The following is a 24,225-nucleotide window of genomic DNA, read 5'->3' as shown; positions in this document are numbered from 1 at the left end:
CCGACCCTACGCCGCCCGGCCCGCCCGGACGACGGTCAGCACGCCGGGCATCCGCGCCGGGCTCAGCCCCGGGCCGCCTCCCGCAGCGCCTCGCGCGCCTCGCCGTAGCGGGCCAGCACCGCCCAGACCGGGTTCAGCACGTGCTTCTCCCCGACGCTGCCCACCGACGTGAGCAGCCGGTGCTCGGCCCGGCGCCGGGCGCGCCGCGCCGCCCACCGGATCACCGGCCGGGTCAGCGCCGCCACGAGCAGCCCGGCCAGCAGGCCGCCGAGCAGCAGCACGGTGGGCCAGGGCACCTCGCCGAGTTCCGGGTAGTCGAGGGCGGGCAGGCCCAGGATGCGCAGCGCGTAGCCCAGGACCAGCCAGGCCAGGCCGCCAAGCGCGGCGAGGGTGACCAGCCACTGGAGCGCGCCGACCACCCGCCACCAGGTCGGCCGGCGGTCCATGCCCAGGTCGGTGGCGGCCACCGCGTGGTCCAGCGCGTCCGGCAGGTCGGCCAGCCGGGACCGGGCCGCGGCGATCACCGCGGCCGGCCAGGGCGCCGGCAGGTCGGCGGCCGAGCGGTCGGCCACCGCGCGGATGGCCAGGTTGAGCGCCGAGCGCTGCGCGGCGGTCGGATCGGGTACGGAGGTGGCCGCGACCAGGCTCTCCGCGGGCGCGTCGGCGCCCCCGCCGGGCAGGTGCAGCCGGCGCAGCGGGTCCGGCCGCAGCTTCCGCCAGCCCCGGACCAGCGGCCAGCCGGTGCTGCCCACCGCCCGGTGCCGGTACGCCCCCTCGACCGCCTCGGCCACCGTCGGCACCCCGGCCGCTCCGGCCAGCGCCGTGGTGAGCTCCCGTGCCGACGCGTCACCCGGCCGGGTGCGCGGCGGCTCCGGCCCGACCAACGGGTCGAGCCCGGCCACCACGGCGTCGACGTCGCCGGCCAGCCGGCGCAGCGCGGCCTGCCGCTCGGCGACCGTGCGCTCCAGTTCGGCGCGGAGCCCGTCCAACCCCGCCGGGTCCACCGCCACGGTGGGCAGCAGCGGCACCCCCTCCAGCCCGTCGGCGTCGAGCAGCCGGCGCAGGTCGCCGAGGACCCGGGGCAGCTCGGCCGGGGGCAGCCGGTCGGCCTGGTTGAGCACCACCACGGTCACGTCCCGGTGCCGGTGGAACTCGCGCAGGTAGCTGGTGTGGATCACCCGGTCGGCGTACTTCTGCGGGTCGACCACCCAGACCACCAGGTCGACAAGGCCGAGCAGCCGGTCCACCTCCAGCCGGTGGGTCCGCTGCACCGAGTCGAAGTCGGGCAGGTCCAGCAGGACCAGGCCGTGCAGGGTGGACTCGTCGTCGCCGTCCAGCGGGCTCTCCCGGACGAACCGGTGACGCGGCAGCACCCCGATCCAGTCGAGCAGCCGGGACGCGCCGTCGAGCTGCCCCCAGACGCAGGCGTGCGCCACGCCGGTGGTCGGCCGGCGGACGCCGACCGGGGAGAGGTCCAGCCGGGCCAGGGCGTTGAACAGGCTCGACTTGCCGCTGCCGGTCGCCCCGGCCAGGGCCACCACGGTGTGGTGGCCGGAGAGGGCGAGCCGGGTGCCGGCCCGCTCGACGACGGTGTGCGCGGCGACCAGCTCGGCGTCGGGCACCTGGCCGTCGACCGCGCCGAGGAAACGCTGGAGGGCCTGAAGCCGCGCGATCAGGACGTCGGGGTCGACCCGCTGCCCGCCCCGGAACGTCTCCCGCATCCGGCCGACGATGTTGCTCACGCGCGCCCACCCTGGTCCGCGGCGGGCAGTGTCGCGCCCGACGTGCCGGAGAGACCGGCGCGGTGCCGGGCCTTCTCGACCTCGCGGGCCGACCGGCGCAGGGCGGCGCCGGTGTCTTTGGCCGGGCGCGCGTCGGCGGTGCGGGCGAGGAACCGGTCGGCCTCCTCCGTCAGCAGCGCGCCGATCCGGTCGAGCAGGTCCACCCGCGCCTTGCTGGCCAGGTTGCGGACCGCCTGGTCACCGAAGATCGCCTGGAGCACCGCCTGGGCGGCGACCGTGGTGCCCGCGCCGGTGGCGACCTCCAGCCCGGTCGGGATGAAGGCGGTGGCCGCGAAGACCGCGATCATGACGGCCAGGCCGGTGGCGTTGACCGCGTACGCGGCGGTGCGGGCCACGAAGCGGCGGTCGCCGCCCTCGGCCCGGACCAGTTCGAGCACGCCGCGCTGCCAGTCGCGGACCAGGCGTTCGGCGCGCTCGGCGAGATCGGCCGACGGGTGCGCCAGCTCGGGTTCGAGCAGCGCCGCCCCGGCCGGGTGCGCCTTCCACCCGGTGTAGGCGTTCTCCGCGGCCTCGGCGGACACCCCGCGCAGCAGCGTGACCAGTTGCGACTCGATGGCGTTCCGCAGCTCGGCGGCCGGCGCCGGACGGCCGGTGACCGCGGCCACCACCCGGTCGCGCAGGCGGCCGATCCGCGCCTCCAGGCTGCGGAAGAGCTCGCCGGTGCCGACGAACTCCTGCCACCGGGCCAGCACCTCGCCGCGGAGCAGCCGGCCGTCCTTGAGCCCCTGGTCGACGGTCCGCTCCGCCCCCCGGTACGCCGCCCGGACCCGCTCGTCCAGCGCGTCGGCGGCGGCCGCCTGCTCGTCGGCGGCGTCGGCCAGCGCGTCCACGGTCGGGTGCAGGCTGGCCAGCGCGCCGTCGAGAGTCTGCCGGACGACCGCCGAGCGGGCCTCGGCGTCGGCGGCGAGCCGCGCGAACCAGCCGGCCAGCGGGGCGGTGACCCGGTCGGGAAGCAGGCCCTGCCCGTCCACCCAGGTCTCCGGCAGGACGAACAGCGGCGCGGCGCCGAGATCCTGTGCGGCGAGCATCTCGGACAGGTGGGCGGCGATCTCGTCGGCCGCCTCCGGGGGGACCCGGTCGAGGACCATGGCGACGGCGGCGCCCCGGGCCCGGGCGCTGCGTAGCAGCTCCCACGGGACGGCGTCGGCGTAGCGGGCGGCCGTGGTGACGAAGAGCCAGAGGTCGGCGGCGGCCAGCAGCTGACCGGCGAGGGCCCGGTTGGCGTCGACCACCGAGTCGATGTCGGGCGCGTCGAGGAAGGCCAGCCCGGCCGGGAGCGCGGGGGCGGTGACCAGCTGGAGGGTGCCCGGGTTCTCGCTCGGCTCGGTGGTGCGGGTCAGGCCCGGCAGCAGCTCGCCCTGGCGGAACCAGGCCGCGTCGGCGGGGTTGCAGACCAGCACCGGCGAGCGGGTGGTGGGGCGGAGCACCCCGGCGGCGCTGACCCGCGCCTGGACCAGGCTGTTGACAAGCGTCGACTTGCCGGCGCCGGTCGAGCCGCCGACCACCACGAGCAGCGGGGCGTCGAGCCGGGCGAGGCGGGGCAGCAGGTAGTCGTCGAGCTGGTCGGTGAGACCGGTGGCGGTGCGCCGGGCGGGCTCGGCCGAGGGCAGCGCCAGCGGGAACCGGGCCGCCGCGATCGCGGCCCGCAGGCCGGTGAGTGCGGCGGGCAGGCCTTCCGCGGCGTCGGCGGGCCGGTCCCCGCCGCCGTCGTCGGGGCCGGTGCGGGCAGCGACGGCGGGCGCGCCGGCATGGGTGGCGGGATCGCCGTGCGTCGTCACCGCTAAAGCGTGCCCGACCGACGCAAGGTAAGACAACCGGACGGTAATAACGGTCAGGTTGCGTCGGGTCGGCTCAACCTGGACTTGCGGATTGCCCGTGGCGTGGCACTATTGAGTCAAGTTCACTCAACTTGTGGTGCGGTCGCTGCGGGCGACCCGCCGGGCAGGCCCGTTGACCTGCTCACCGTTACGAAGCGAGGAAGCGAACATGGCACGTGCGGTCGGCATCGACCTCGGCACGACGAACTCCTGCGTCAGCGTTCTCGAGGGCGGTGAGCCCACCGTCATCGCCAACGCGGAGGGCTCGCGGACGACCCCCTCGATCGTCGCGTTCGCCCGCAACGGCGAGGTGCTCGTCGGTGAGGTCGCGAAGCGCCAGGCGGTGACCAACCCGGACCGGACGATCCGCTCGGTCAAGCGGGAGATCGGCACCAACTGGACCGTCGACATCGACGGCAAGAAGTACACCCCGCAGGAGATCTCGGCGCGCACGCTGATGAAGCTCAAGCGGGACGCCGAGGCGTACCTGGGTGAGCAGATCACCGACGCGGTGATCACCGTGCCGGCCTACTTCAACGACGGCCAGCGGCAGGCCACCAAGGAGGCCGGTGAGATCGCCGGCTTCAACGTGCTGCGGATCGTGAACGAGCCGACCGCGGCGGCGCTGGCCTACGGCCTCGACAAGGGCTCCAAGGAGCAGACCGTCCTGGTCTTCGACCTGGGTGGCGGCACCTTCGACGTCTCGCTGCTGGAGCTGGCCGAGGGCGTCATCGAGGTCAAGTCCACCAGCGGTGACAACCACCTCGGTGGTGACGACTGGGACCAGCGCATCATCGACCACCTGGTGAAGACCTTCCGCGGCGAGCACGGCATCGACCTGTCCCAGGACAAGATGGCCATGCAGCGGCTCAAGGAGGCGGCCGAGAAGGCCAAGATCGAGCTGTCCGCCGCCACCACCACCAACATCAACCTGCCGTACATCACCGCCGGCTCGGCCGGCCCGCTGCACCTCGACGTGACGCTGAGCCGCGCCGAGTTCCAGCGGATGACGCAGGACCTGCTGGACCGCTGCAAGGGCCCGTTCGAGCAGGCCGTCAAGGACGCCGGGATCAAGATCTCGGACGTCGACCACGTCATCCTGGTCGGCGGCTCGACCCGGATGCCGGCCGTGACCGACCTGGTCAAGCAGCTCACGGGCCGCGACCCGAACAAGGGCGTCAACCCGGACGAGGTCGTCGCCGTCGGCGCCGCCCTGCAGGCCGGTGTGCTCAAGGGTGAGGTCAAGGACGTCCTGCTGCTCGACGTGACCCCGCTGAGCCTGGGCATCGAGACCAAGGGCGGCATCTTCACCAAGCTGATCGAGCGCAACACCACCATCCCGACCAAGCGCTCCGAGGTCTTCACCACGGCGGACGACAACCAGCCGTCGGTGCTGATCCAGGTGTTCCAGGGCGAGCGGGAGATCGCGGCCTACAACAAGAAGCTCGGCACCTTCGAGCTGACCGGCCTCCCGCCGGCGCCGCGCGGCGTGCCGCAGATCGAGGTCACCTTCGACATCGACGCCAACGGCATCGTCAACGTGCACGCCAAGGACCTGGGCACCGGCAAGGAACAGAAGATGACGATCACCGGCGGCTCCTCGCTGCCGAAGGACGACATCGAGCGGATGCGCCGGGACGCCGAGGAGCACGCCGACGAGGACAAGCGCCGCCGCGACGAGGCGGAGACCCGCAACGTGGCCGAGGCGCTCCAGTGGCAGACCGAGAAGTTCCTCGCGGAGAGCGGCGACAAGCTGCCCGCCGAGAACCGTGACCAGCTCAACGAGGCCCTCGGCGAGCTGCGCAGCGCCCTCGGCGGCCAGGACATCGACAAGATCAAGGCCGCGCACGAGAAGCTGGCGCAGGTCTCCCAGCAGGCCGGCTCGCTGCTCTACTCGCAGCAGCAGGGCGAGCAGGCCGGGCCGGGCGAGGCCGGGCCGGGCGCCGGCGCCGGTGCGACCGGCGGTCCCCAGGCCGGCGGCCCCGACGACGTGGTCGACGCGGAGATCGTGGACGAGGACAAGAAGTGACCTTCGGTCCCGGACACGTTTCTCGCCGCGAGAGGGATGAGGTAGCCGCATGACGGAGAAGCCACGAGCAGCCGACCCCGGCTCCACGGGGTCGGCGCCGGGTGGCTCCGCGACCGCCGGTCAGGGCGCCGGCGAGGAGCCGCGCGTCGTCATCCGTGACAAGCGCAAGATCAGCAAGACCACCGAGCAGGCGGTGACCGACACGTCGGCCGCCGACGCCGCGGCCGACGCGCCCGCCGAGGGGCTGGTCGAGGAGACCGAGGTCGTGGTCGACGAGATCGAGGGCGAGGCCGAGGCCTCGGTCCCCGGCCCACCGGTGGTCGACGCGCCGGCCCAGCCGAGCGAGGAGTCCACCACCGAGAAGGCGCCGGTCGGCGGCGAGGTGGAGTCGCTCCGGGCCGAGCTGGACGAGCGGACCCGCGACGTCCAGCGGGTGTCGGCGGAGTACGCCAACTACCGCAAGCGGGTCGACCGGGACCGCAGCCTGGTCCAGGAGCAGGCGACCGGCACGGTGCTGACCGCGCTGCTGCCGATCCTCGACGACCTGGACCGGGCCCGCGAGCACGGCGACCTGGTGGGCCCGTTCGGCAGCGTGGCCGAGCAACTCACCGCCGCGCTGACCAAGTTCGGCCTGACCGCGTTCGGCGAGCAGGGCGACCCGTTCGACCCGACCCGGCACGAGGCGGTGGCGCACCAGACCTCCGCCGACGTGACCGAGCCGACCTGCGTGCAGGTCATGCGCCGGGGTTACCAGCTCGGCGAACGGCTGCTGCGGCCGGCCCTGGTCGCGGTCGCCGAGCCCGAGTAGTGCCGACCCGTGACGTCCCGCCCGCCCACACCGGGCGGGCGGGACGACCGGGGTACGTCCCGTGGAAGGGGGTGGACCGGTGAGTTCCAAGGACTGGATCGAGAAGGACTACTACGCCGCGCTGGGCGTGGAGAAGTCCGCCTCCTCGGACGAGATCAAGAAGTCGTACCGGAAGCTGGCTCGGGAGTCGCACCCGGACCACAACCCCGGTGACCCGAAGGCCGAGGAGCGGTTCAAGGCCGTCTCCGAGGCGTACGCCGTGCTGGGCGACGAGAAGAAGCGCCGCGAGTACGACGAGATGCGGTCGCTGTTCGGCTCCGGCGCCTTCCGGCGCAACGCCCGCGGCGCGGGCCAGCCCGGTGGCATGCCGTTCGACGTGTCCGACCTGTTCGGCGGGGCGGGCGGCGGCGGCGAGGCCCGGTTCGGCGGCGGTGGTCTGGGCGACCTGTTCAGCTCGATCTTCACGGGCGGGGGCGCCGGTGGCGCGGCCCGTCCGCGCGGCCCGGCCCGGGGCCGGGACGTCGAGACCGAGGTGGCGCTGGACTTCCCCGACGCGGTCCGCGGCGTCACCCTGCCGTTGACGCTGCGCGCCCCCGGGGTCTGCGAGACCTGCCACGGCAACGGGGCGAAGCCGGGCACCCAGCCGGTGGCCTGCCCGGTCTGCCATGGCGCCGGCGTGACCACCCGCAACCAGGGGTCGTTCAGCTTCTCCGAGCCGTGCCGCAACTGCCAGGGCGTGGGCACGATCGTCGAGGAGAAGTGCCCGGAGTGCCACGGCACCGGCGGGGTCACCAAGACCCGCACGCTGAACGTGCGCTTCCCGGCCGGGGTGGCCGACGGCCAGCGCATCCGGCTGGCCGGGCGGGGCGAGCCCGGCGAGCGGGGCGGCTCGGCGGGTGACCTGTTCGTGCACGTCAAGGTCCGCCCGGACGAGCTGTTCGGGCGCACCGGGGACGACCTGACCCTGACCGTGCCGATCACGTTCGCGGAGGCGGTGCTCGGCACCGACCTGCGGGTGCCGACCCTGGACGGCACGGTGACCCTGCGGGTGCCGCCGGGCACGCCCGGCGGGCGGGTGCTGCGTGCCCGGGGCAAGGGCGTCGTACGCCGGGACGGCCGCGCCGGTGACCTGCTGGTCACCCTCGACGTGGTGGTCCCCGCGACGCTGTCGGACGAGGCGCGGGCGGCGTTGGAGACGTTCGCCGAGCAGACCCCGCCGGCCGCGCGGGAACATCTCGACGCGCGGGTGCGTCGATTCAGTTGACCGGGTGACGAGGCAGCGGAGGTGAGCGGGGATGTCACAGGAGTTCGTCGGCTCGGGTGACCCTGCCTACGAGGCCAAGGTTCTGATGATCTCGGTGGCGGCCCGGATGGCGGGGATGCACCCGCAGACGCTGCGCCAGTACGACCGGCTGGGCCTCGTGCAGGCCGGCCGGGCGGCCGGCGGCGGTCGCCGGTACAGCGTCCGGGACGTGGTGCTGCTCCGCGAGGTGCAGCGCCTCAGCCAGGACGACGGGATCAACCTGGCCGGGGTCAAGCGGATCATCCACCTGGAGCGGTTGCTGGAGGAGGCCCAGCAGCGGGTGGCCCGGCTGGAGGCGGAACTGGACGCCGCGTACCGCCGGATCGCCGAGCTGGAGTCGCTGGGCGGCTTCGCCCGCGGCGACCTCGTCCCCACCAACCGCACCTCCACCGCGCTCGTCGTCTGGCGTCCCCGCCGCACCCCCGACCGCTGATCCCTTCCCCGCCGCGAAGGCCGGCGCGCGCCCACCCGGGCGGCGCCGGCCTTCGCGCATTCCATCCCGGCGGCAGGCGGCGCGGTTCGGGGGAATGCGGGGTCCGGGAGGGCCGGTTTCGCTAGCCTGTGAATACGGCCAACCGACTCAATTCGGACTCCGAACTGGCAGGGGGAGCCATGGCGGAATCGGCGAAGAAGGTGGCGGAACGGGCGGAGGAACGGCTGGAGCAGGTGGCCGAGAACGTCCGGGAGCGATTCGACCGGATCACCGACGGTCGCTTCACCGAAAAGATCCGGGAAGGGCGCTTCGCCGACCAGGTGGACCATGGCGTCGACCGGGCCAGGGACGACGAGCGGCGCAGGAAGCAGGGCGGATCGACCGGCTGAACGATCCGCCGGCGTGCGGGCCGGGACCCACGGGGGGTCCCGGCCCGTTCGCGTCGTGACGCGCGACCTGGGACGCTGTGGCGTCGACGCGGGGAGTGCTAGAGCCGCCGGTTCTCCCGCACCAGGCCGCCCTCGCACCAGTCCCGGTAGACGAAGAGGTCCGGCCGGGCGAGCAGCACGCGGCTGTTGTGCGCCCAGTTGCGCATCAGCTCGTCGCCGGCCCGCTCGGCCTGCTCCACGAGCTTGCGGAAGCGGCGCTTCGGGTGGGCCCGGAAGTTCGTCCGGATGCCGTCGGCGGCGTAGATGTAGAGGCAGTGCAGCGCGAACCGGCGGGCCGGACAGGCCGGGTCCATGGCCAGGTCGAAGAGGGTCTGCACCAGGTGGTCACCGGCGACCAGCAGGTCCCAGTCCGGCGGCATGGAGGTCAGCGGGACGGAATCCGGCTGGTAGGCCCACGACCTCAGCTCGGCGGGCGAGGGGTCGACGGGGTTGGCGAAGCCGTGGAACGTCTCTTCCTGCACGCTCACCGGCCGACCTTCCGCTTGCGCTGGCGGGGGCACCGGCCACCCGCGGACCCTGGCTGCTGGGGCGACACGTTAACGCGGTTTCGCCGGGTGGCGGTAGACCTTCCCGGAATCAATTCGGCAACCGTTGGCCGGGCCGGGTCCACCGTACGGCCGACCCGGCCCGGCCGAGGTCAGTCGGCCGCTCCCACCGGCACGGGCGGCCGGGCGGCGCTGCGCCGCCGCAGCCAGCGCTTGAACCAGGGCAGGTCGGGCAGGCGGGCCAGCATCGGCCCGGTCACCACGGTGATCAGCACGTACGCGGTGGCGAGCGCCGCCAGCCGGGGTTCGACCGGGTACGCCGCGGCGACGGCCAGGCCGGCGATGACGATGGAGAACTCGCCGCGCGGGGTGAGCGCGAAGCCGGCGCGCCACCGACCGGGCTCGGCGATACCGGCCCGGCGGGCGGCCAGCCAACCGGTGGCCAGCTTCGTCCCCATGGTCACCACGGCCAGGAGCAGCGCCGGCAGCAGCACCGGCGGCATGTCCAGCGGGTCGGTGACCAGGCCGAAGAAGACGAAGAAGACCGCGGCGAAGAGATCCCGCAGCGGGGACAGCAGCTGGGTGGCGTGGTGCGCCACCGGCCCGGACAGGGCGATGCCGACCAGGAACGCGCCGACCGCGGCGGAGACCTGGAGCTTGGCCGCCACCCCGGCGACCAGCAGGGTCAGGCCGAGCACCCCGAGCAGGAGCGCCTCGGGGTCCTTCGCGGAGAGCGCGGCGGAGATCAGGTGCCCGTACCGGATGGCGACGGCCAGCACGACGACCACGGTGAGCACCGCGACGGCGAGCGCGATGCCGCCCTTGACCAGGCCGACCCCGGCGAGCAGCGCGGTGACCAGCGGCAGGTAGAGAGCCATGGCCAGGTCCTCGATGACGAGGACGGAGAGGATCACCGGGGTCTCCCGGTTACCGACCCGGCCCAGGTCGCCGAGCACCTTCGCGATCACGCCGGACGACGAGACCCAGGTGACGCCGGCGAGCACGACGGCGGCCACCCAGCCCCAGCCGAGCAGCAGGGCGAAGGCGAAGCCGGGCAGCGCGTTGAACACCGCGTCGATCAGGCCGGCCGGCGCGGCCGAGCGGAGGTTGCCCACCAGTTCGTTGGCGCTGTATTCCAGGCCGAGCATGACGAGCAGCAGGATGACGCCGATCTCCGCACCGACGGCGAAGAACTCCTCGCTGGCGTTGAGCGGCAGCAGGCCGCCGTGGCCGAAGGCGAGTCCGGCGAGCAGGTAGAGGGGGATGGGCGAGACACCGACGCGGCGGCTGAGCCGGCCGAGCAGGCCGAGCAGGAGCAGCAGCGCGCCGACCTCGACGAGCAGGGTGGTGGATTCGTGCATCCGCGCCTCAGCCGTCCGGGTCGGCTTCGGCGAGGATCGCGGTGACCCCGTCGAGCCCTTGCCGGGTGCCGACCACGACGACCACGTCACCGGCCGCGAACCGGAAGGTGGGGTCGGGCGAGACGATCACCTCGCCCTGGCGCAGCACCGCCACGATGGAGGCGCTGGTGCGCGTCCGTGCCTTGGTGTCGCCGAGCCGCCGGTTGACGTAGCGGGAGCCGGCCGGGATGACGATCTGCTCGGTGAGCAGCCCCGCGGCCTGCTCGCGCAGCCCGGCGAGCTGGCCGAGCATGAGCGACGCGCCGAGGATGTCGGCCAGCGCCTCCGCCTCGTCGTCGGTCAGCGGTATGTCGTGTTGGCAGGAGTCGGGATCGTCCGGGTCGTAGAGGACCAGGTCGCGGCGGCCATTGCGGTGGGAGACCACGCCGAGTCGGCGGCCGGATTCCGTCATCAGATCGTGACGGACGCCGATCCCCGGTAGGGCAGTCTGTTCAACACGTACTCGCACCCGCGCAAGGCTACCGTCGCGGAGGAGGGTCACCATGATCGGTCGCCGCGTGCTCCGGACCACCGGTCTGCTGCTGGTGCCGGCCCTGGCCGCCTGCTCGATCGGCGACGTCCGCCGGACCCCACCCGACCGGTCGTCCGCGTCCCCACGGCCCGCGCCGACCGCGCCGGTGCCGTCGCGGCCGATCGGCTTCGACGAGGTACGGCACGTCCGGGTCGCCGTCGACCGCCGGTACGACCGCCCGTTCGTGGAGTTCGCCGACGCCGACCACGGGTACGCCCTCTTCGTCGCCGCCTGCGACGATCCGCCGCCCGCCGGTGGGTGCCCCGCCGCCCTGCTGTACGCCACCGTGGACGGTGGCCGCACGTGGCGGGCCCTGCGCCACCCTCGTCCGGTGGCGGTGAACCAGCAGCTCTACGCCGTGCCGGGGGCGCTGGTGCTGTTCGCCGAGCCGTACGGCTGGTACACCTCGACCGACGGCGGGGCCACCTTCGCCCACACCACCGGCGGGGAGCCGGCGGCTCTGGTGGCGGCCCGGGGCCGCTTCCAGGTGGCCGAGGGGCTCGGTGTGGTGGCCGAGTGGGACGGCGCCACCCTGCGGCCGTTGCCCGCCCAGCCGGCCGTACCCGGGCTGAACACCGTCGGCCATTCGGGTGACCTGGTGGTGGCGGCCGGCGCGCGCGACGGCCGGCCCTCGGCTGCGGTGTCGCGGGACGGTGGCCGGCACTGGGTGCCGACGCCGCTGTCCTGGCGGGGTGACGAGGTGGGAGTGCTGCGGGTGGTGATCGCCCCGGACGGCGGCGCCTGGCTGGTCGGGGAGCGCCCGGACCGGGTGGGTTTCCCGGCGCTCTGGCGGCTGGTGGGTGGCCCGGAGTGGGCGCCGGTCCGCGCGGTCGGGCATCCCGCGCAGGCCCGCTCGGTGGCGCCGCTCGGGGCCGAACTGGTGGCGGTGACCAGCCCGGACGGTGTGGGTGTGGTGGCCGGGGGCCGCTACTACCGGGTCGACTGGCCGCTCACCGGGGAGCACCACCTCACGGTGCTCGGCGACGGCACGATCCTCGCCCGGGCCCCGGACGACGTGGTGCTGGGCACGGGCTGGACCGCCAACCGGCGCTGGGTCCGGGTGGTGCTGGACAAGGGCTGACGGTCCGTCGCCTGGAGCCGGGTTCCGTTTCCACTGCATCGGAGCGGAACGATCCGTTCCAGTGCTAGTCTCGGTGCATGCCGAATCCGACCGACCCTCCGCCGCTCGCCGGCCGACGTGCCCAGGCGGCCCGCAACGACGCGGTGATCCTGGAGGCCGCCCGCGCCGTCTTCCTCGATGACCCGAAGGCGCCCATCGCCGCCGTCGCCGAGCGGGCCGGCGTCGGCATCAGCGCCCTCTACCGGCGGTACGCCAGCAAGGAGGACCTGCTGCGCAAGCTCTGCGACGACGGGCTGCGGCGGTTCATCGCGGCGGGCGAGGAGGCCGCCGCCGAGCCGGACGAGTGGGCGGCGTTCGCCGGCTTCCTGGCGCGCGTCGTCGACGCCGACGTGCACTCCCTCACCGTGCACCTCGCCGGCACCTTCAGCCCGACCGAGGAGATGAGCCGGGCCGCGATACGCGCGAACGAGCTGGTCGAGGGGCTTGTGGAGCGGGCGCGCGAGGCGGGGCGGCTCCGGCCGGACGTGGTGGCGCAGGACGTCGGGCTGCTGCTCGAGGGGTGCGCCGCGATTCGCGTACCCGATCCGGAGCGGACCCGGCAGTTGCGCCGCCGCCACCTGGCGCTGCTGCTGGCCGGTCTCGCGCAGGCCGAGCCGCCGCTGCCCGGGCCGCCGCCCGCCGCGGGGGAGTTCGACTGGCGCTGGAAACGCCGGGAGTGAGCCGGGTCACACCGATGGAGTTGAGCGGAATAGACTCAACTCTGGTTGTGTCCTTCCCAGTGGACACGCCGATCCAGGGGAGCCCATGAACACCGAACGACTCACCACCAAGAGCCGCGAAACCATCACCGGTGCCGTCGCGCTGGCGAACCAGCGCGGCCACGCCACCGTGGAGCCCTGGCACCTGCTGCTCTCGCTGCTGGACACCGAGGGCTCGACCGCCGCCGGCCTGCTGCGCGCCGTCGGGGCCGACCCCGGCGAGCTGCGCCGGGTCGCTGAGCGCTCGGTCGACGCCCTGCCCGCGGCGCGCGGCTCCAGCATCGCCGAGCCCACCCTGGCCCGCGAGTTCGTCAACGCCATCGGCGCCGCCGAGCAGATCGCCCGGCCGCTGGGCGACGAGTACACCTCCACCGAGCACCTGCTGGCCGGGCTGGCCCGGGTGGGTGGCGCGGTCTCCGTCGCGCTGAAGAACTCCGGCGCCACCGAGGAGAACCTGGTCGCCGCCTTCCCGACCGTGCGCGGCGGGGACCGGCGGGTCACCACGGCCGACCCGGAGCAGACCTACCAGGCCCTCGCGAAGTACGGCGTCGACCTGACCGCGAGCGCCCGCGAGGGAAAGATCGACCCGGTCATCGGCCGCGACTCGGAGATCCGCCGGGTGATCCAGGTGCTGTCCCGGCGTACCAAGAACAACCCGGTGCTGATCGGCGAGCCGGGCGTCGGCAAGACCGCCATCGTCGAGGGTCTGGCCCAGCGGATCGTCGCCGGTGACGTGCCGGAGTCGCTGCGGGACAAGAAGCTCGTCTCGCTCGACCTGGGCGCCATGGTGGCCGGCGCGCAGTACCGCGGCCAGTTCGAGGAGCGGCTGAAGTCGGTGCTGGAGGAGATCAAGAACTCCGACGGCCAGGTCATCACGTTCCTCGACGAGCTGCACACCGTGGTCGGCGCGGGCAAGGGCGAGGGCTCGATGGACGCCGGCAACATGCTCAAGCCCATGCTGGCCCGCGGCGAGCTGCGGATGGTCGGCGCCACGACGCTGGACGAGTACCGCGAGCACATCGAGAAGGACCCGGCGCTGGAGCGCCGCTTCCAGCCGGTGCTGGTCGGTGAGCCGACCATCGAGGACACCATCGGCATCCTGCGCGGCCTCAAGGAGCGCTACGAGGTGCACCACGGCGTGCGGATCACCGACGCCGCGCTGGTGGCCGCCGCGGCCCTCTCCGACCGCTACATCACCGACCGGTTCCTGCCGGACAAGGCGATCGACCTGGTCGACGAGTCCGCCTCGCGGCTCCGGATGGAGATCGACTCCCGTCCCGTCGAGGTGGACGAGATCGAGCGGGCGGTGCGCCGGCTGGAGATCGAGGAGATGGCGCTGGCCAAGGAGCCGGACGCCGCCTCCGCGGAGCGGCTGGCCCGGCTGCGCAAGGAGCTGGCCGACAAGCGCGAGCAGCTCACCGCGCTCTCCGAGCGCTGGCAGCTGGAGAAGAGCCACATCACCAAGCTCTCCACGGCCAAGGAGGAACTGGAGCGGCTCGGCGGCGAGGCCGAGCGTGCCGAGCGCGACGGTGAGCTGGAGCGCGCCGCCGAGCTGCGCTACGGCCGGATCCCCGCCCTCCAGGTCGAGCTGAAGCAGGCCGAGGAGGAGCTGGCCCGGCTCCAGGCCGACGGCGCGATGCTCAAGGAGGAGGTCGGCGCGGACGACATCGCCGCGGTGGTCGCCTCCTGGACCGGCATCCCGGCCGGCCGGCTCCTGGAGGGCGAGACCGCCAAGCTGCTCCGGATGGAGGAGACGCTGGGCTCGCGGGTCGTCGGCCAGGCCGAGGCGGTCACCTCGGTGTCCGACGCGGTCCGCCGCGCCCGGGCCGGCGTCGCCGACCCGGACCGCCCGACCGGCAGCTTCCTCTTCCTCGGCCCGACCGGTGTCGGCAAGACCGAGCTGGCCAAGGCGCTCGCCGGGTTCCTGTTCGACGACGAGCGGGCCATGGTCCGCATCGACATGAGCGAGTACGGCGAGAAGCACTCCGTGGCCCGCCTGGTCGGCGCCCCGCCCGGCTACGTCGGCTACGAGGAGGGCGGCCAGCTCACCGAGGCGGTGCGCCGCCGGCCGTACTCGGTGATCCTGCTGGACGAGGTGGAGAAGGCCCACCCGGACGTCTTCGACGTGCTCCTCCAGGTGCTCGACGACGGCCGGCTCACCGACGGCCAGGGCCGCACCGTCGACTTCCGCAACGCGATCCTGATCCTCACCTCGAACCTGGGGTCGTCGGTGATCAGCGACCTGACGCTGGCCGAGGAGCAGCGCCGGGAGGGCGTCCTCGCGGTGGTCCGGTCGCACTTCAAGCCGGAGTTCCTCAACCGCCTCGACGACATCGTGGTGTTCGCCGCCCTCCAGGGCGGGGACCTGCGGGCGATCGTCGACATCCAGCTCGACCGGATGCGGGCCCGTCTCGCGGACCGCCGGTTGGCGCTGGACGTCAGCGACGCCGCCCGCACCTGGCTGGCCGAGCACGGGTACGACCCGATCTACGGCGCCCGCCCGCTGCGCCGCCTGGTGCAGTCGGCGATCGGCGACCAGCTCGCGAAGGCCCTGCTGGCCGGCCAGATCCGCGACGGCGACACGGTGCGGGTCGACCTGGCCGACAGCAAGGACGCGCTGGCCGTCACGGCCGCCTGAGCACCTTCCCGGCCCGGCCGGCCTCCCCAGCGGGGGCCGGCCGGGCCGATCCATTTCTTGATCGACAGCGTCGACGGCGGCCGGCCGGGGCAATAGTGAGGGCATGTTGGGGATCGGGAAGAAGGACCGGGACCTGGACGCTGCCGTCGAGGAACTCGGCCGCGCGGACACGGTCGCCTTCGGCGGGGTGGGCATCGCCGGTCAGATACTGCCGGCGACCGACGCGTACCGGCACGTGGAACGGGCCCTGCAGGAGCACCCCGAGGCGGCCCTGAAGAAGGTCGACCGGCTGCTGAAGCACGGGTCGCCGGCCGGGAAGGCGTACGCGGCCACGCTGCTGGACACGGTCGACCCGGCGGCCGGCCGGGCCGCCTGGGAGCGGCTGCGCACCGACGACGGCGAGTTCACCACCTTCAGCGGGTGCCTCATGGGCCGCGCCACCCTGCGCGAGTACGCCGCCGAACGCCTCACCGGCGGCTGACCGTAGCTGACCGGTAACTCAACGAACGGCACTTCGGCGCGCGTGCGTCGGGTTGTTACCGTCTCCGCCGATGCACCTTGGGGGGAGACGGCCGTGAACGGTTCGCTGGCGTACGTGGTGACCGCGTTGGGGTGCCTGGTCGGGGTGGCCGGCGTGGTGATCGCCGTGATCGCCCTGCGTAAGGCCCGGTCCGCGCCACGCCCGAAGGCCGCCCCCGGTGACCCGTTCCGGGACCGGGACGCCGACGCGCTGCGCGGCGACCCCCGCGCGCTCAAGCCCGGCGACATCGTGGAGATCCGCTCGGTGCCCTACACCGTGCGCGGCTCGGTGCACCTGGTCGAGGGCGGCTGGAGCTGGGCGGAGCACCTGCTCGACGACGCCGGCGGGGTGAAGCGCTGGCTCTCCGTCGAGTCGGAGCCCGACCTGGAACTGGTGCTCTGGACCAGCGAGCCGTCGGCCACCGTCACCCCCGGCGCGCCGACGCTGGAGATCGCCGGCCGGCGCTACAACTGGGACGAGTCCGGGCAGGCGAAGTACACGGCCACCGAGGGCACCGGCCTCGACCCGCGCGGCACCATGCGCTACTACGACTACCAGGCGCCCGGCGGGGCGCGGCTCTCCTTCGAGGCGTACGGGGAGGCCGGCTGGGAGGTGAACCTCGGCGAGCAGGTGCACCGCGCCGAGGTCATGATCTACCCGCAGGGCGGCCCGGAGCAGGTGGACTGAGCGTGCTCGTCGCCCTGCACGCCCCGTACGTCGACACCCGCGCCGCCGACCTGAGCCTCGCCCTCGGCGGCCCCGCGCGCCCCGCCCTGCACGTGCGCGAGCTGACCCTGCCCGGCGGGCTGCGGCTGAGCCTGCGCCTGCTCGGCGCCTCGCACCAGGTGGTCTGCGGCGACCTCACCGAGACGGTCGCCTGCCTGCCCGGCCGCCCCCCGCACCTGCCCGACGCCCTGCACGACGAGACCGCCGGCTACCGGTTCACCGCCACGGTGCTCCGGCCGGCGGGGGACGGCCTGCGCACCCGGGTCGCCGCGCTCCGCGCCGACCTGGCCGACGACCCGTACGCGCTGGTCGGTGTCTTTCCGGGCGACGAGGACGCGGTCACCGCGCTCGCCGTCCGCCCCGAGCCGCCGGCCGGCTCGGTGGCCTGGCGCACCTGGCACGCGTATCCGCAGACCAACGAGCTGGTCCTGACCGAGACGGTGGTGCAGCTGTGAGCGCGAGGAGTGAGCCGGGTTTGCGAGCCCCGCAGTCGCGAACGGAGGGAGTGCGGTGACGTACCGACGGTGGTTCGTGGTGGGGGTGGCGTTCGCCGTCATCGGCGCCGTGGTCGCCGCCTTCGCGATCTTCTACGGCAACTTCTCGCCCCGCGGCTACGTGGAGGACCGCTACAACCGGGCGACCAGCCGGGACCTCGGCTCCGACGCGATCGCGTACACGTCGAACCGGACGCCCAGCCAGGTGTCGAAGGAGATCACCGACGCCTGGCAGCCGGCCGACCAGTACGTCGACGGCAGCGGGGTCTACCTGCGCTACGACGACGACTCGGTGGTGATCCTGCCGCTCGCCGCCGGTTCGGTGATCCTGCTGGAGCGGATGACCACCGCGTACCCCCGCTACCACTCCCGGGTGGGCAGCCACTGGGGCTGGGGGCGGGGCAGCACGGTCCGCGGCGGCGGACCCGGCTCCGGCAAGTGACCTGACCCCTCCCGACGAATCCTGGAGTCCCCTGTGCAGACCCTGCTGACCGACCTGCTCGTCACGCTGGCCTACGGCGTGGTCGGCGTCGCCCTGATGGCCATCGGCTACGTGCTGGTCGACGTCGCCACTCCGGGCAAGCTGCACGAGCTGATCTGGGCCGAGCGCAACCGCAACGCCGCGCTGCTGCTCGCCTCGAACCTGGCCGGCGTGGGCATCATCGTGGTGGCCGCGATCGCCGCCAGCGCGGACGACTTCGCGCTCGGGCTGGTGGGCGCTGCCGCGTACGGCATCCTCGGGCTGGTCATCATGGCCGCGTCGTTCCTGCTGCTGGACATGGCCACCCCGGGCAAGCTCGGCGAGATCCTGGTCGACCCGGAGCCGCACCCCGCGGTCTGGGTCTCCGCAGTCGTGCACCTGGCGACCGGCGCGATCATCGCCGCCGCCATCAGCTGATGACAGCCGGCAAGCGGGCGGCGAGGAAGAAGACCGCCTGGGTCGCCTGGCTGGCCGTCGCCCTGGTCGTCGCCGGCTGCGTGGTGGTGGGGGTGCTCCACACCGGTGGGGACACCACGGTGCCGGCGCCGGCCGCCGACGAACGCGCCGACAGCGTGGCGATCCTCCAGCGCAGCAGCGCCGAGCAGGGCCTCTGCTACGGCTGGGAGCTGGTGGACTACTACGACTACGGTGCCGCCCCGCGCAACGTCGGCTCCAACCTGGGCGACGGGGTCGCGGTCGAGGAGAACCCGGCCTGCCCGCGTTGGGTGCAGGTGACGGCCAACATCGGCTACGTCTCGGAGAGCAGTGAGAGCAACGACTTCGCGCGGATCGCGGTGACCGGCTCCCCGGACCTCGACTCCGCCGACCTGCGGCAGATGGAGAGCGGGCTGGAGCGGCTCGGGCTCACCGAGGACGTCTTCGTCGACGACCCCGGTTGGGCGGTCACCCGGGCCGCGGTCATGCTGCCGCTGCTCGCCGTCGAGGCCGGCCTTGCCGAGCCCGCCGACTCCCCGGTAGCGGCGGCGGCCAGCCCGTCCCCGCTGCCCGACGCCGGCAGCGACTACCTGCGGGACCGGTGGGGCTGGCTGCTCGCCACCGTCGGGCTGCTCCTGCTCGCCGCGCTCTTCGTCACCGTGGGCGCGGTGCAGCGCAGGCGGACGACTGCTCCGGGTCGCGGCGCGGCGCCAGACGCGCCGAGCCGGAGTGGTGGCAAGCGCCGGGTGGGCGTGCCCGCGCAGCGCGCCGGGGCGGGCGCCGCCGGGCGTACCCGGGAGAAGGCATGACCACCGACGCGCCGGCACGGCCGCGGTGGCGCCCGGCCCGCGCGGCGGTCCTGCTCGCGGTCTTCGTCTGCGCGGCCTGCGGCCTGGTGTACGAGCTGGCCCTGGTCGCGCTCGGCAGCTACCTGATCGGCGACACGGTCGGCCAGGCGTCGATCGTGCTCGGCGTGATGGTCTTCGCGATGGGCGTCGGCGCGCTGGTCGCGAAGCCGTTCCAGCCCCGGGCGGCGGCCGCGTTCGCCGCGATCGAGCTGGCCCTGGCCCTGCTCGGCGGCCTCTCCGTGCTCGGCCTCTACGCCGCGTTCGCCTGGCTCGACCTCTACGGGCCGGCGCTGGTCGGCACGGCGTTCGTGCTGGGCCTGCTGATCGGCGCCGAGATCCCGCTGCTCATGGTGCTGCTGCAACGCATCCGGGAGCAGTCCGCGGGCAGCGCCGTGGCCGACCTCTTCGCCGCCGACTACGTCGGCGCGCTGCTCGGCGGGCTGGCCTTCCCGTTCCTGCTGATGCCCGTCTTCGGCCAGCTCAAGGGCGCCCTCGTGGTGGGTGCGGTGAACGCCGTGGCCGGCCTCGCCCTGGTCTGCACGGTCTTCCGCGCCGACCTCGGCCGCCGGTCCCGGGTCGCGCTCGGCGCCGGCGCCGTCGTGGTCGCACTCTGCCTGGGGTACGCCTGGGTCACCGCGCACGACTTCGAGGTGACCGCACGGCAGCAGCTCTACCGCGACCCGGTGGTGCACGCCGAGCGCAGCCGCTACCAGGAGATCGTGCTGACCCGGTCGGTGCGCGAGGTCGGCCACGCCGACACCGACCTGCGGCTGTTCCTCAACGGCGACCTCCAGTTCAGCTCGGTCGACGAGTACCGCTACCACGAGTCGCTGGTCCACCCGGCGATGCGCGGGCCGCACGGCGACGTGCTGGTGCTGGGCGCCGGGGACGGGCTGGCGTTGCGGGAGATCCTCAAGTACCCGGACGTGCGCCAGGTGACCCTGGTCGACCTCGACCCGGCCGTGGTGCGGCTGGCCCGTACCGAGCCGCAGCTGCGGGACCTCAACCACCGCTCGCTCGCCGACCCCCGGGTCCGGGTGCTGAACGTCGACGCGTTCGGCTGGCTGCGGACCGCCACGGAACGCTTCGACGTCGTGATCGCCGACCTGCCCGACCCGGACGAGACGGCCACCGCCAAGCTCTACACGGTCGAGTTCTACGCGCTGATCCGGCCGGCGTTGGCCCCCGGCGGTCGGCTCGTGGTGCAGTCCGGCTCGCCGTACTTCGCGCCCCGGTCGTACTGGTCGATCGAGCGGTCGATCCGGGAGGCGGGTTTCGCCACCGTGCCGTACCACGTGGACGTGCCGAGCTTCGGCGACTGGGGCTTCGTGCTCGCCGCGCCGGGCGGCACGGCACCCGAGCTGGGGCTGCCCGCCGACGCGCCGCCGCTGCGCTTCCTCACCCCGCCGGTGCTCGCCGCGGCGGCCACCTTCCCCGCCGACCGGGCCCGGGTGGACGTGCCCGCCTCGACGTTGCTGCAGCCCAGGGTGCTGGAGTACGCCCGCGTGGAGTGGCGCGGCTACTAGCGTCGTAGCCATGCCCGCCCGTCCCTCCCGTTGGTCGAGGCCGCCCCGGGCACTGGAGGCGCCGTCGTACCTTCAGGCGTTCGTGCTGTCCGGGGTGGTGACCGTGCTGCTCACCCGGGCTTACCTCCGGGCGACCGGGTTTCCGCAGCTCGGCGGCGGCGGGCTGCACATCGCGCACGTGCTCTGGGGTGGCCTGCTGATGACCGCCGGCCTCGCGGTGGGGCTCATCTTCCTGGGCAGCGCGGCGCGCGTCCTGGGCGCGATCCTGGGCGGGATGGGCTTCGGGCTCTTCATCGACGAGGTCGGCAAGTTCGTCACCGCCGGAACGGACTACTTCTACGCCCCGGCCGCCAGCATCATCTACGTCGCCTTCGCCCTGCTGGTCGTGCTCACCCAGGCGCTGCGCGGCCGGACCCGGCTCTCCGGCCCGGAGCGCACGGCGAACGCCCTGTACACCGTCGTCGGGGGTCTCACCACCGGCCTCACGGCCCGGCGCCGGGCGGCGGTGCTGCGCATGGTCCAGGGCTGCGGCCCGGAGGTCGAGGAGGCGGTCACCCGGCTGCTGGACGTGGTGCCCCGGCGGGCGACTCCCGCGCCCCGGTTCTGGCATCGCTGGGTCGGCCTGGCCCGCCGCGCCCTGGTCTGGATCACGACGCACCGCTGGGTGGTGTCCCTGGTGGTGCTCTACGTGGTCGGCGAGCCGTTCGTCGTCGTGCTGCGGGTCCTGCTCGACGCGATCACCGGCCAACTGCCCGACCAGGACGAATGGGGTGCGCTGCTCGGCGTTTCGGTCTCCGCGCTGATCACCGCGGTGCTGAGCATCCGTGGCGCCCTGCTGCTGCCCAGCGACCAGATCCGGGCCTTCCGGCTGTTCAAGCTCGCGCTCCTCGTGGACCTGCTGTTCGGGCAGATCTTCAGCTTCACGGTCAACCAGTTCGGCGCGGTCTTCGCGCTCGGCGTGGATCTTTTCCTGCTCGCGGTGGTGACCGCCGAGTACCGCCGGCTGCAGCGGGAGGCCGGGGAGGGGCCCACGAGCTGACCTTCGGCGCGCGGCATCGATGGGTCGGGGCCGCTACTGTGTGGGCCTGATCTAGAGAAGGAGAGAGTCAATGACCGATTCCTCCCCGGCGCCGGGCCGAGCGCGTCCGGGCGTGGTGGCGGCATCCTTCTATCTGCTGCTGCTCTTCGCGCTCACCCAGTTGATCGGTCTGATCGCGACCGTCGCCGTCAGCAGCCGATTGAAGGAGGGCTTCGAGCGGGCGTTCGAGGGCAGGACGACGGGTGCCCAGGACGTCGGCACGTTCGTCGTCGCGTTCACCATCGGGACCGCCGTCCTGCTGCTCGTCCTCGCGCTGGCCCTGGTCGTCCTGGGCCTGTTCAACAACCGGGGAAAGAACGGCACCCGGATCACCACCTGGGTGCTGGGCGGCATTCTCATCTGCTGCCTCGGTGGCAGCCTGATCAGCGGCGCCACCGGGGCCGTCGGTGGCAACACCGGGGGCGGCGACGCGCCCTCCGCCGACGAGATCCAGCGCAGCCTGAACGACGCCCTGCCGTCCTGGTACCAGCCGCTGAGCACGGCGCTCGGGGTGCTCGGGCTGATCTCGCTGCTGGCCGCGCTGATCCTGCTGGCGCTGCCCAGGGCCAACGAGTTCTTCCGCAAGCCGAAGCAGGGCTGGGAGCCCCCGGTCCCGGGTGCCGCCTACCCGGCGGAGCCCGGCTACCCGCAGGCCCCGGGCTACCCGGCCACCCCCGGCTATCCCGGCCAGTCGGCTCCCGGGCAGCCGGGCCAGGCCGGTCCTCCGCCGGAGTCCGGGGAGCGCCGGGACGGCGAGCCGCCGACGGCAAGTTGACGTCCGGATAAGAGCGACGCCGACGATCCCTCCGAGTAGGTTGCAAGCCGACGCCTACCGGAGGGATTCGTCGTGTCGTACCCCCATGAGGCACCGCCCCGCCGGCCGGGCGCGGTGGTCTCGGCGGCGGCGCTGCTGCTGCTGATGGCGGTGGGCGCCGTGGCGTACGCGGTCACCAACCTGCTCGTCACGGCGGGCACGGTGGACCGCTTCCGGGAGGCGGCTCGGGCGACCGACGCGGGCGTCGGCGAGATCGACGGGGTGGCGTCGCTGCTGCGCGCCTCGACGGTGCTCTCCGCGGTGCTCGGCGTGCTGGTCGCGCTGCTGCTCGTCGGGCTGGCCCTCGGGCTGCTCGCCGGACGCGCCGGCGCCCGGGTGGCCACCTGGGTGGTCGCCGGGCTGGGGCTGTTCTGCGGCTGCTGTGGCCTGGCGGTGCTGGTCGGGCAGCGGACGGCGCCGCTGCGGCTCGGTGCCGACGACCGGGTCACCGCCGACCTGCTGGCCCTGGTCGGCGACGCCTACCCGGGCTGGTGGATCCCGGTGAACGCGGCGCTGTCGGTGGCGCAGATCCTCGGCTACCTGGTGGTGGCCGCGCTGCTCACCCTGCCGTCGGCCGGGGCCTTCCTCCACCGCCGCGCGCCGCGCCCGCCGGCCGGGCCGACTCCGCCGGCCGCTCCGGTCCCGGCCGGTCCGGGGTACGGCCCGCCGCCCTTCCCGCCGGCCGGTCCGCCCGCCTCGGGACCCGGTGCCCCCGCCCCGGCCCACGGGCACTCCTCGCCCTGGGGGCCGCCGGCCGGACCGGTGCCGCCCCCGCCCGGCACGCCCCCGACCCCGCCGCCGTCGGCCCCGCCCGGGCCGACCCCACCCCCCGAGGACCGCCCGTGACCGACGCACCATCCCCCGCACCGCGCCGGGCCCTGATCACCGGCGCCAGCCTGGGCATCGGCGAGGCGTTCGCCCGCCGGCTCGCCGCCGACGGCTGGGACCTCGTCCTGGTGGCCCGGGACGCGGGCCGGCTCGACGGCCTGGCCGCCGAGCTGACCGGCCGGCACGGCCACCGGGTCGAGACCCTCGCCGCGGATCTGTCCACCGACGACGGCTGCGCCGCCGTGGAGGGCCGGCTGACCGCCGAGCCGCCGGTGGACCTTCTCGTGAACAACGCGGGAATCAGCCTCAACACCCCGTTCGTCAGGTCGGCCGTCGCCGACGAGGCCCGACTGGTCCGGCTCAACGTGCTGGCCGTGCTGCGGCTGACCCACGCGGCCCTCGGTCCGATGACCGAGCGCGGCCACGGGGCAGTGATAAATGTCTCTTCCGTTGCCGGCTTCGGTGTCCCCATGCCGGGATCGACCTACTCGGCCAGCAAGGCCTGGGTGACGAATTTCAGTGAATCGATCGGCCAGTCAGTCGCCCCGCTCGGCGTACGCGTGATGGCGCTCTGCCCCGGCTACACCCGCACCGGCTACCACGAGCGGGCTGGCATCGACATGTCGCGCACCCCGGCGTGGATGTGGCTGCGGGCCGAGGACGTGGTCGACGAAGGGCTGCGTGACCTGCGCAAAGGCAAGCTGGTGAGCGTGCCGAGCTGGAAGTACAAGCTGGCCGTGGCCGGGCTCCGACACGCGCCCCGGCGGCTGCTGCGCGGCGTCTCGCGGGACACCCGCGGGCGGGTCGGCCGCCCCGGCGGCTGACCACGGGCCGGCCCGGCGGAGGTCCCGTCGCCGGGATGCCCGCCCGCCGACCGGGATGGACGGTCGCACAGCGTAGTCGGCTGTCGCCACCCGTCGGTCGCCCGCAGGGTTGACCC

At 74.0% G+C, this 24,225-nt stretch carries 24 protein-coding genes; 19 read left to right on the top strand and 5 right to left on the bottom strand.

The features are described 5' to 3' along the window. Positions 1-62: 62 nt before the first annotated feature. A complete protein-coding gene (locus tag NFX44_RS11860; RefSeq protein ID WP_262283579.1) occupies positions 63-1,721 on the bottom strand; it encodes a GTPase in 1,659 nt (552 codons plus the stop codon). Positions 1,722-1,738: 17 nt separating this feature from the next. Beyond that, positions 1,739-3,580, bottom strand: coding sequence for a GTPase domain-containing protein (locus NFX44_RS11855; protein ID WP_262283544.1), 1,842 nt, complete (start codon positions 3,578-3,580; stop codon positions 1,739-1,741). A 208-nt stretch (positions 3,581-3,788) separates the two neighbouring features. Between NFX44_RS11855 and dnaK the strand changes: the two genes are divergently transcribed. From dnaK to NFX44_RS11830, 5 genes are all read left to right on the top strand, one after another. Next, positions 3,789-5,648 (top strand): molecular chaperone DnaK, encoded by a 1,860-nt coding sequence (gene dnaK / locus NFX44_RS11850; protein WP_262283543.1) that lies wholly within the window; start codon positions 3,789-3,791, stop codon positions 5,646-5,648. 49 nt (positions 5,649-5,697) lie between these two features. Beyond that, positions 5,698-6,456: a nucleotide exchange factor GrpE gene (grpE, locus tag NFX44_RS11845; protein WP_262283542.1), complete on the top strand. Its 759-nt coding sequence runs from the start codon at positions 5,698-5,700 to the stop codon at positions 6,454-6,456. A 79-nt stretch (positions 6,457-6,535) separates the two neighbouring features. After that, positions 6,536-7,720, top strand: a complete 1,185-nt coding sequence (gene dnaJ / locus NFX44_RS11840) for a molecular chaperone DnaJ (RefSeq protein WP_262283541.1) — start codon at positions 6,536-6,538, stop codon at positions 7,718-7,720. Between the two features lie 31 nt (positions 7,721-7,751). Continuing rightward, positions 7,752-8,192 (top strand): heat shock protein transcriptional repressor HspR, encoded by a 441-nt coding sequence (locus NFX44_RS11835; protein WP_262283540.1) that lies wholly within the window; start codon positions 7,752-7,754, stop codon positions 8,190-8,192. 179 nt (positions 8,193-8,371) lie between these two features. Then, positions 8,372-8,581 (top strand): hypothetical protein, encoded by a 210-nt coding sequence (locus NFX44_RS11830; protein WP_262283539.1) that lies wholly within the window; start codon positions 8,372-8,374, stop codon positions 8,579-8,581. Between the two features lie 98 nt (positions 8,582-8,679). Here the strand turns inward: NFX44_RS11830 and NFX44_RS11825 are convergent, their stop codons facing one another. The 3 genes from NFX44_RS11825 to NFX44_RS11815 all read right to left on the bottom strand — a co-directional run bounded on the left by NFX44_RS11825 (position 8,680) and on the right by NFX44_RS11815 (position 10,995). Next, positions 8,680-9,108 (bottom strand): hypothetical protein, encoded by a 429-nt coding sequence (locus NFX44_RS11825; RefSeq protein WP_151465805.1) that lies wholly within the window; start codon positions 9,106-9,108, stop codon positions 8,680-8,682. A gap of 170 nt (positions 9,109-9,278) precedes the next feature. Further along, positions 9,279-10,487 (bottom strand): cation:proton antiporter, encoded by a 1,209-nt coding sequence (locus tag NFX44_RS11820; RefSeq protein ID WP_262283538.1) that lies wholly within the window; start codon positions 10,485-10,487, stop codon positions 9,279-9,281. Between the two features lie 7 nt (positions 10,488-10,494). Beyond that, positions 10,495-10,995, bottom strand: coding sequence for a cation:proton antiporter regulatory subunit (locus NFX44_RS11815; RefSeq protein WP_262283537.1), 501 nt, complete (start codon positions 10,993-10,995; stop codon positions 10,495-10,497). A 34-nt stretch (positions 10,996-11,029) separates the two neighbouring features. On the opposite strand from NFX44_RS11815, the gene NFX44_RS11810 reads away from it, so the two are divergent. From NFX44_RS11810 to NFX44_RS11745, 14 genes are all read left to right on the top strand, one after another. Next, positions 11,030-12,139, top strand: coding sequence for a hypothetical protein (locus tag NFX44_RS11810; protein WP_262283536.1), 1,110 nt, complete (start codon positions 11,030-11,032; stop codon positions 12,137-12,139). A gap of 77 nt (positions 12,140-12,216) precedes the next feature. Continuing rightward, positions 12,217-12,858 (top strand): TetR/AcrR family transcriptional regulator, encoded by a 642-nt coding sequence (locus NFX44_RS11805; RefSeq protein ID WP_262283535.1) that lies wholly within the window; start codon positions 12,217-12,219, stop codon positions 12,856-12,858. 85 nt (positions 12,859-12,943) lie between these two features. Further along, entirely contained in the window at positions 12,944-15,535 is a 2,592-nt protein-coding gene (clpB, locus tag NFX44_RS11800; protein WP_262283534.1) for an ATP-dependent chaperone ClpB, read from the top strand. A 103-nt stretch (positions 15,536-15,638) separates the two neighbouring features. Beyond that, complete coding sequence (locus NFX44_RS11795) at positions 15,639-16,016, top strand: hypothetical protein (RefSeq protein WP_262283533.1); 378 nt, start codon at positions 15,639-15,641, stop codon at positions 16,014-16,016. Between the two features lie 93 nt (positions 16,017-16,109). After that, complete coding sequence (locus NFX44_RS11790) at positions 16,110-16,742, top strand: DUF4178 domain-containing protein (protein ID WP_262283532.1); 633 nt, start codon at positions 16,110-16,112, stop codon at positions 16,740-16,742. A gap of 2 nt (positions 16,743-16,744) precedes the next feature. After that, entirely contained in the window at positions 16,745-17,236 is a 492-nt protein-coding gene (locus NFX44_RS11785; RefSeq protein ID WP_262283531.1) for a DUF2617 family protein, read from the top strand. Positions 17,237-17,291: 55 nt separating this feature from the next. After that, positions 17,292-17,717 (top strand): DUF4247 domain-containing protein, encoded by a 426-nt coding sequence (locus NFX44_RS11780; RefSeq protein ID WP_262283530.1) that lies wholly within the window; start codon positions 17,292-17,294, stop codon positions 17,715-17,717. Between the two features lie 33 nt (positions 17,718-17,750). Further along, positions 17,751-18,173 carry a DUF350 domain-containing protein gene (locus tag NFX44_RS11775; RefSeq protein ID WP_262283529.1) on the top strand — a complete coding sequence of 141 codons (423 nt, stop codon included), beginning with the start codon at positions 17,751-17,753 and terminating at the stop codon, positions 18,171-18,173. Next, positions 18,173-19,000, top strand: a complete 828-nt coding sequence (locus NFX44_RS11770; protein WP_262283528.1) for a hypothetical protein — start codon at positions 18,173-18,175, stop codon at positions 18,998-19,000. Before NFX44_RS11775 ends, NFX44_RS11770 begins: the two co-directional genes overlap by 1 nt. Beyond that, positions 18,997-20,565: a polyamine aminopropyltransferase gene (locus NFX44_RS11765; RefSeq protein ID WP_262283527.1), complete on the top strand. Its 1,569-nt coding sequence runs from the start codon at positions 18,997-18,999 to the stop codon at positions 20,563-20,565. Before NFX44_RS11770 ends, NFX44_RS11765 begins: the two co-directional genes overlap by 4 nt. Before the next feature lie 10 nt (positions 20,566-20,575). Continuing rightward, on the top strand, positions 20,576-21,604 hold the full coding sequence (locus NFX44_RS11760) for a hypothetical protein (RefSeq protein ID WP_262283526.1): 1,029 nt from the start codon (positions 20,576-20,578) through the stop codon (positions 21,602-21,604). A gap of 70 nt (positions 21,605-21,674) precedes the next feature. After that, positions 21,675-22,418, top strand: coding sequence for a hypothetical protein (locus NFX44_RS11755; RefSeq protein ID WP_262283525.1), 744 nt, complete (start codon positions 21,675-21,677; stop codon positions 22,416-22,418). 72 nt (positions 22,419-22,490) lie between these two features. After that, positions 22,491-23,303, top strand: a complete 813-nt coding sequence (locus tag NFX44_RS11750; RefSeq protein ID WP_262283524.1) for a hypothetical protein — start codon at positions 22,491-22,493, stop codon at positions 23,301-23,303. After that, positions 23,300-24,109: an SDR family oxidoreductase gene (locus NFX44_RS11745; RefSeq protein WP_262283523.1), complete on the top strand. Its 810-nt coding sequence runs from the start codon at positions 23,300-23,302 to the stop codon at positions 24,107-24,109. Before NFX44_RS11750 ends, NFX44_RS11745 begins: the two co-directional genes overlap by 4 nt. Positions 24,110-24,225: the final 116 nt, after the last annotated feature.

It is taken from the genome of Micromonospora sp. MA102 (assembly GCF_025460765.1).
Taxonomy (GTDB): domain Bacteria; phylum Actinomycetota; class Actinomycetes; order Mycobacteriales; family Micromonosporaceae; genus Micromonospora; species Micromonospora halotolerans.
The sequence above is the reverse complement of the archived record's forward strand: the minus strand, read 5'-3'. Positions and strand labels throughout refer to the sequence as shown.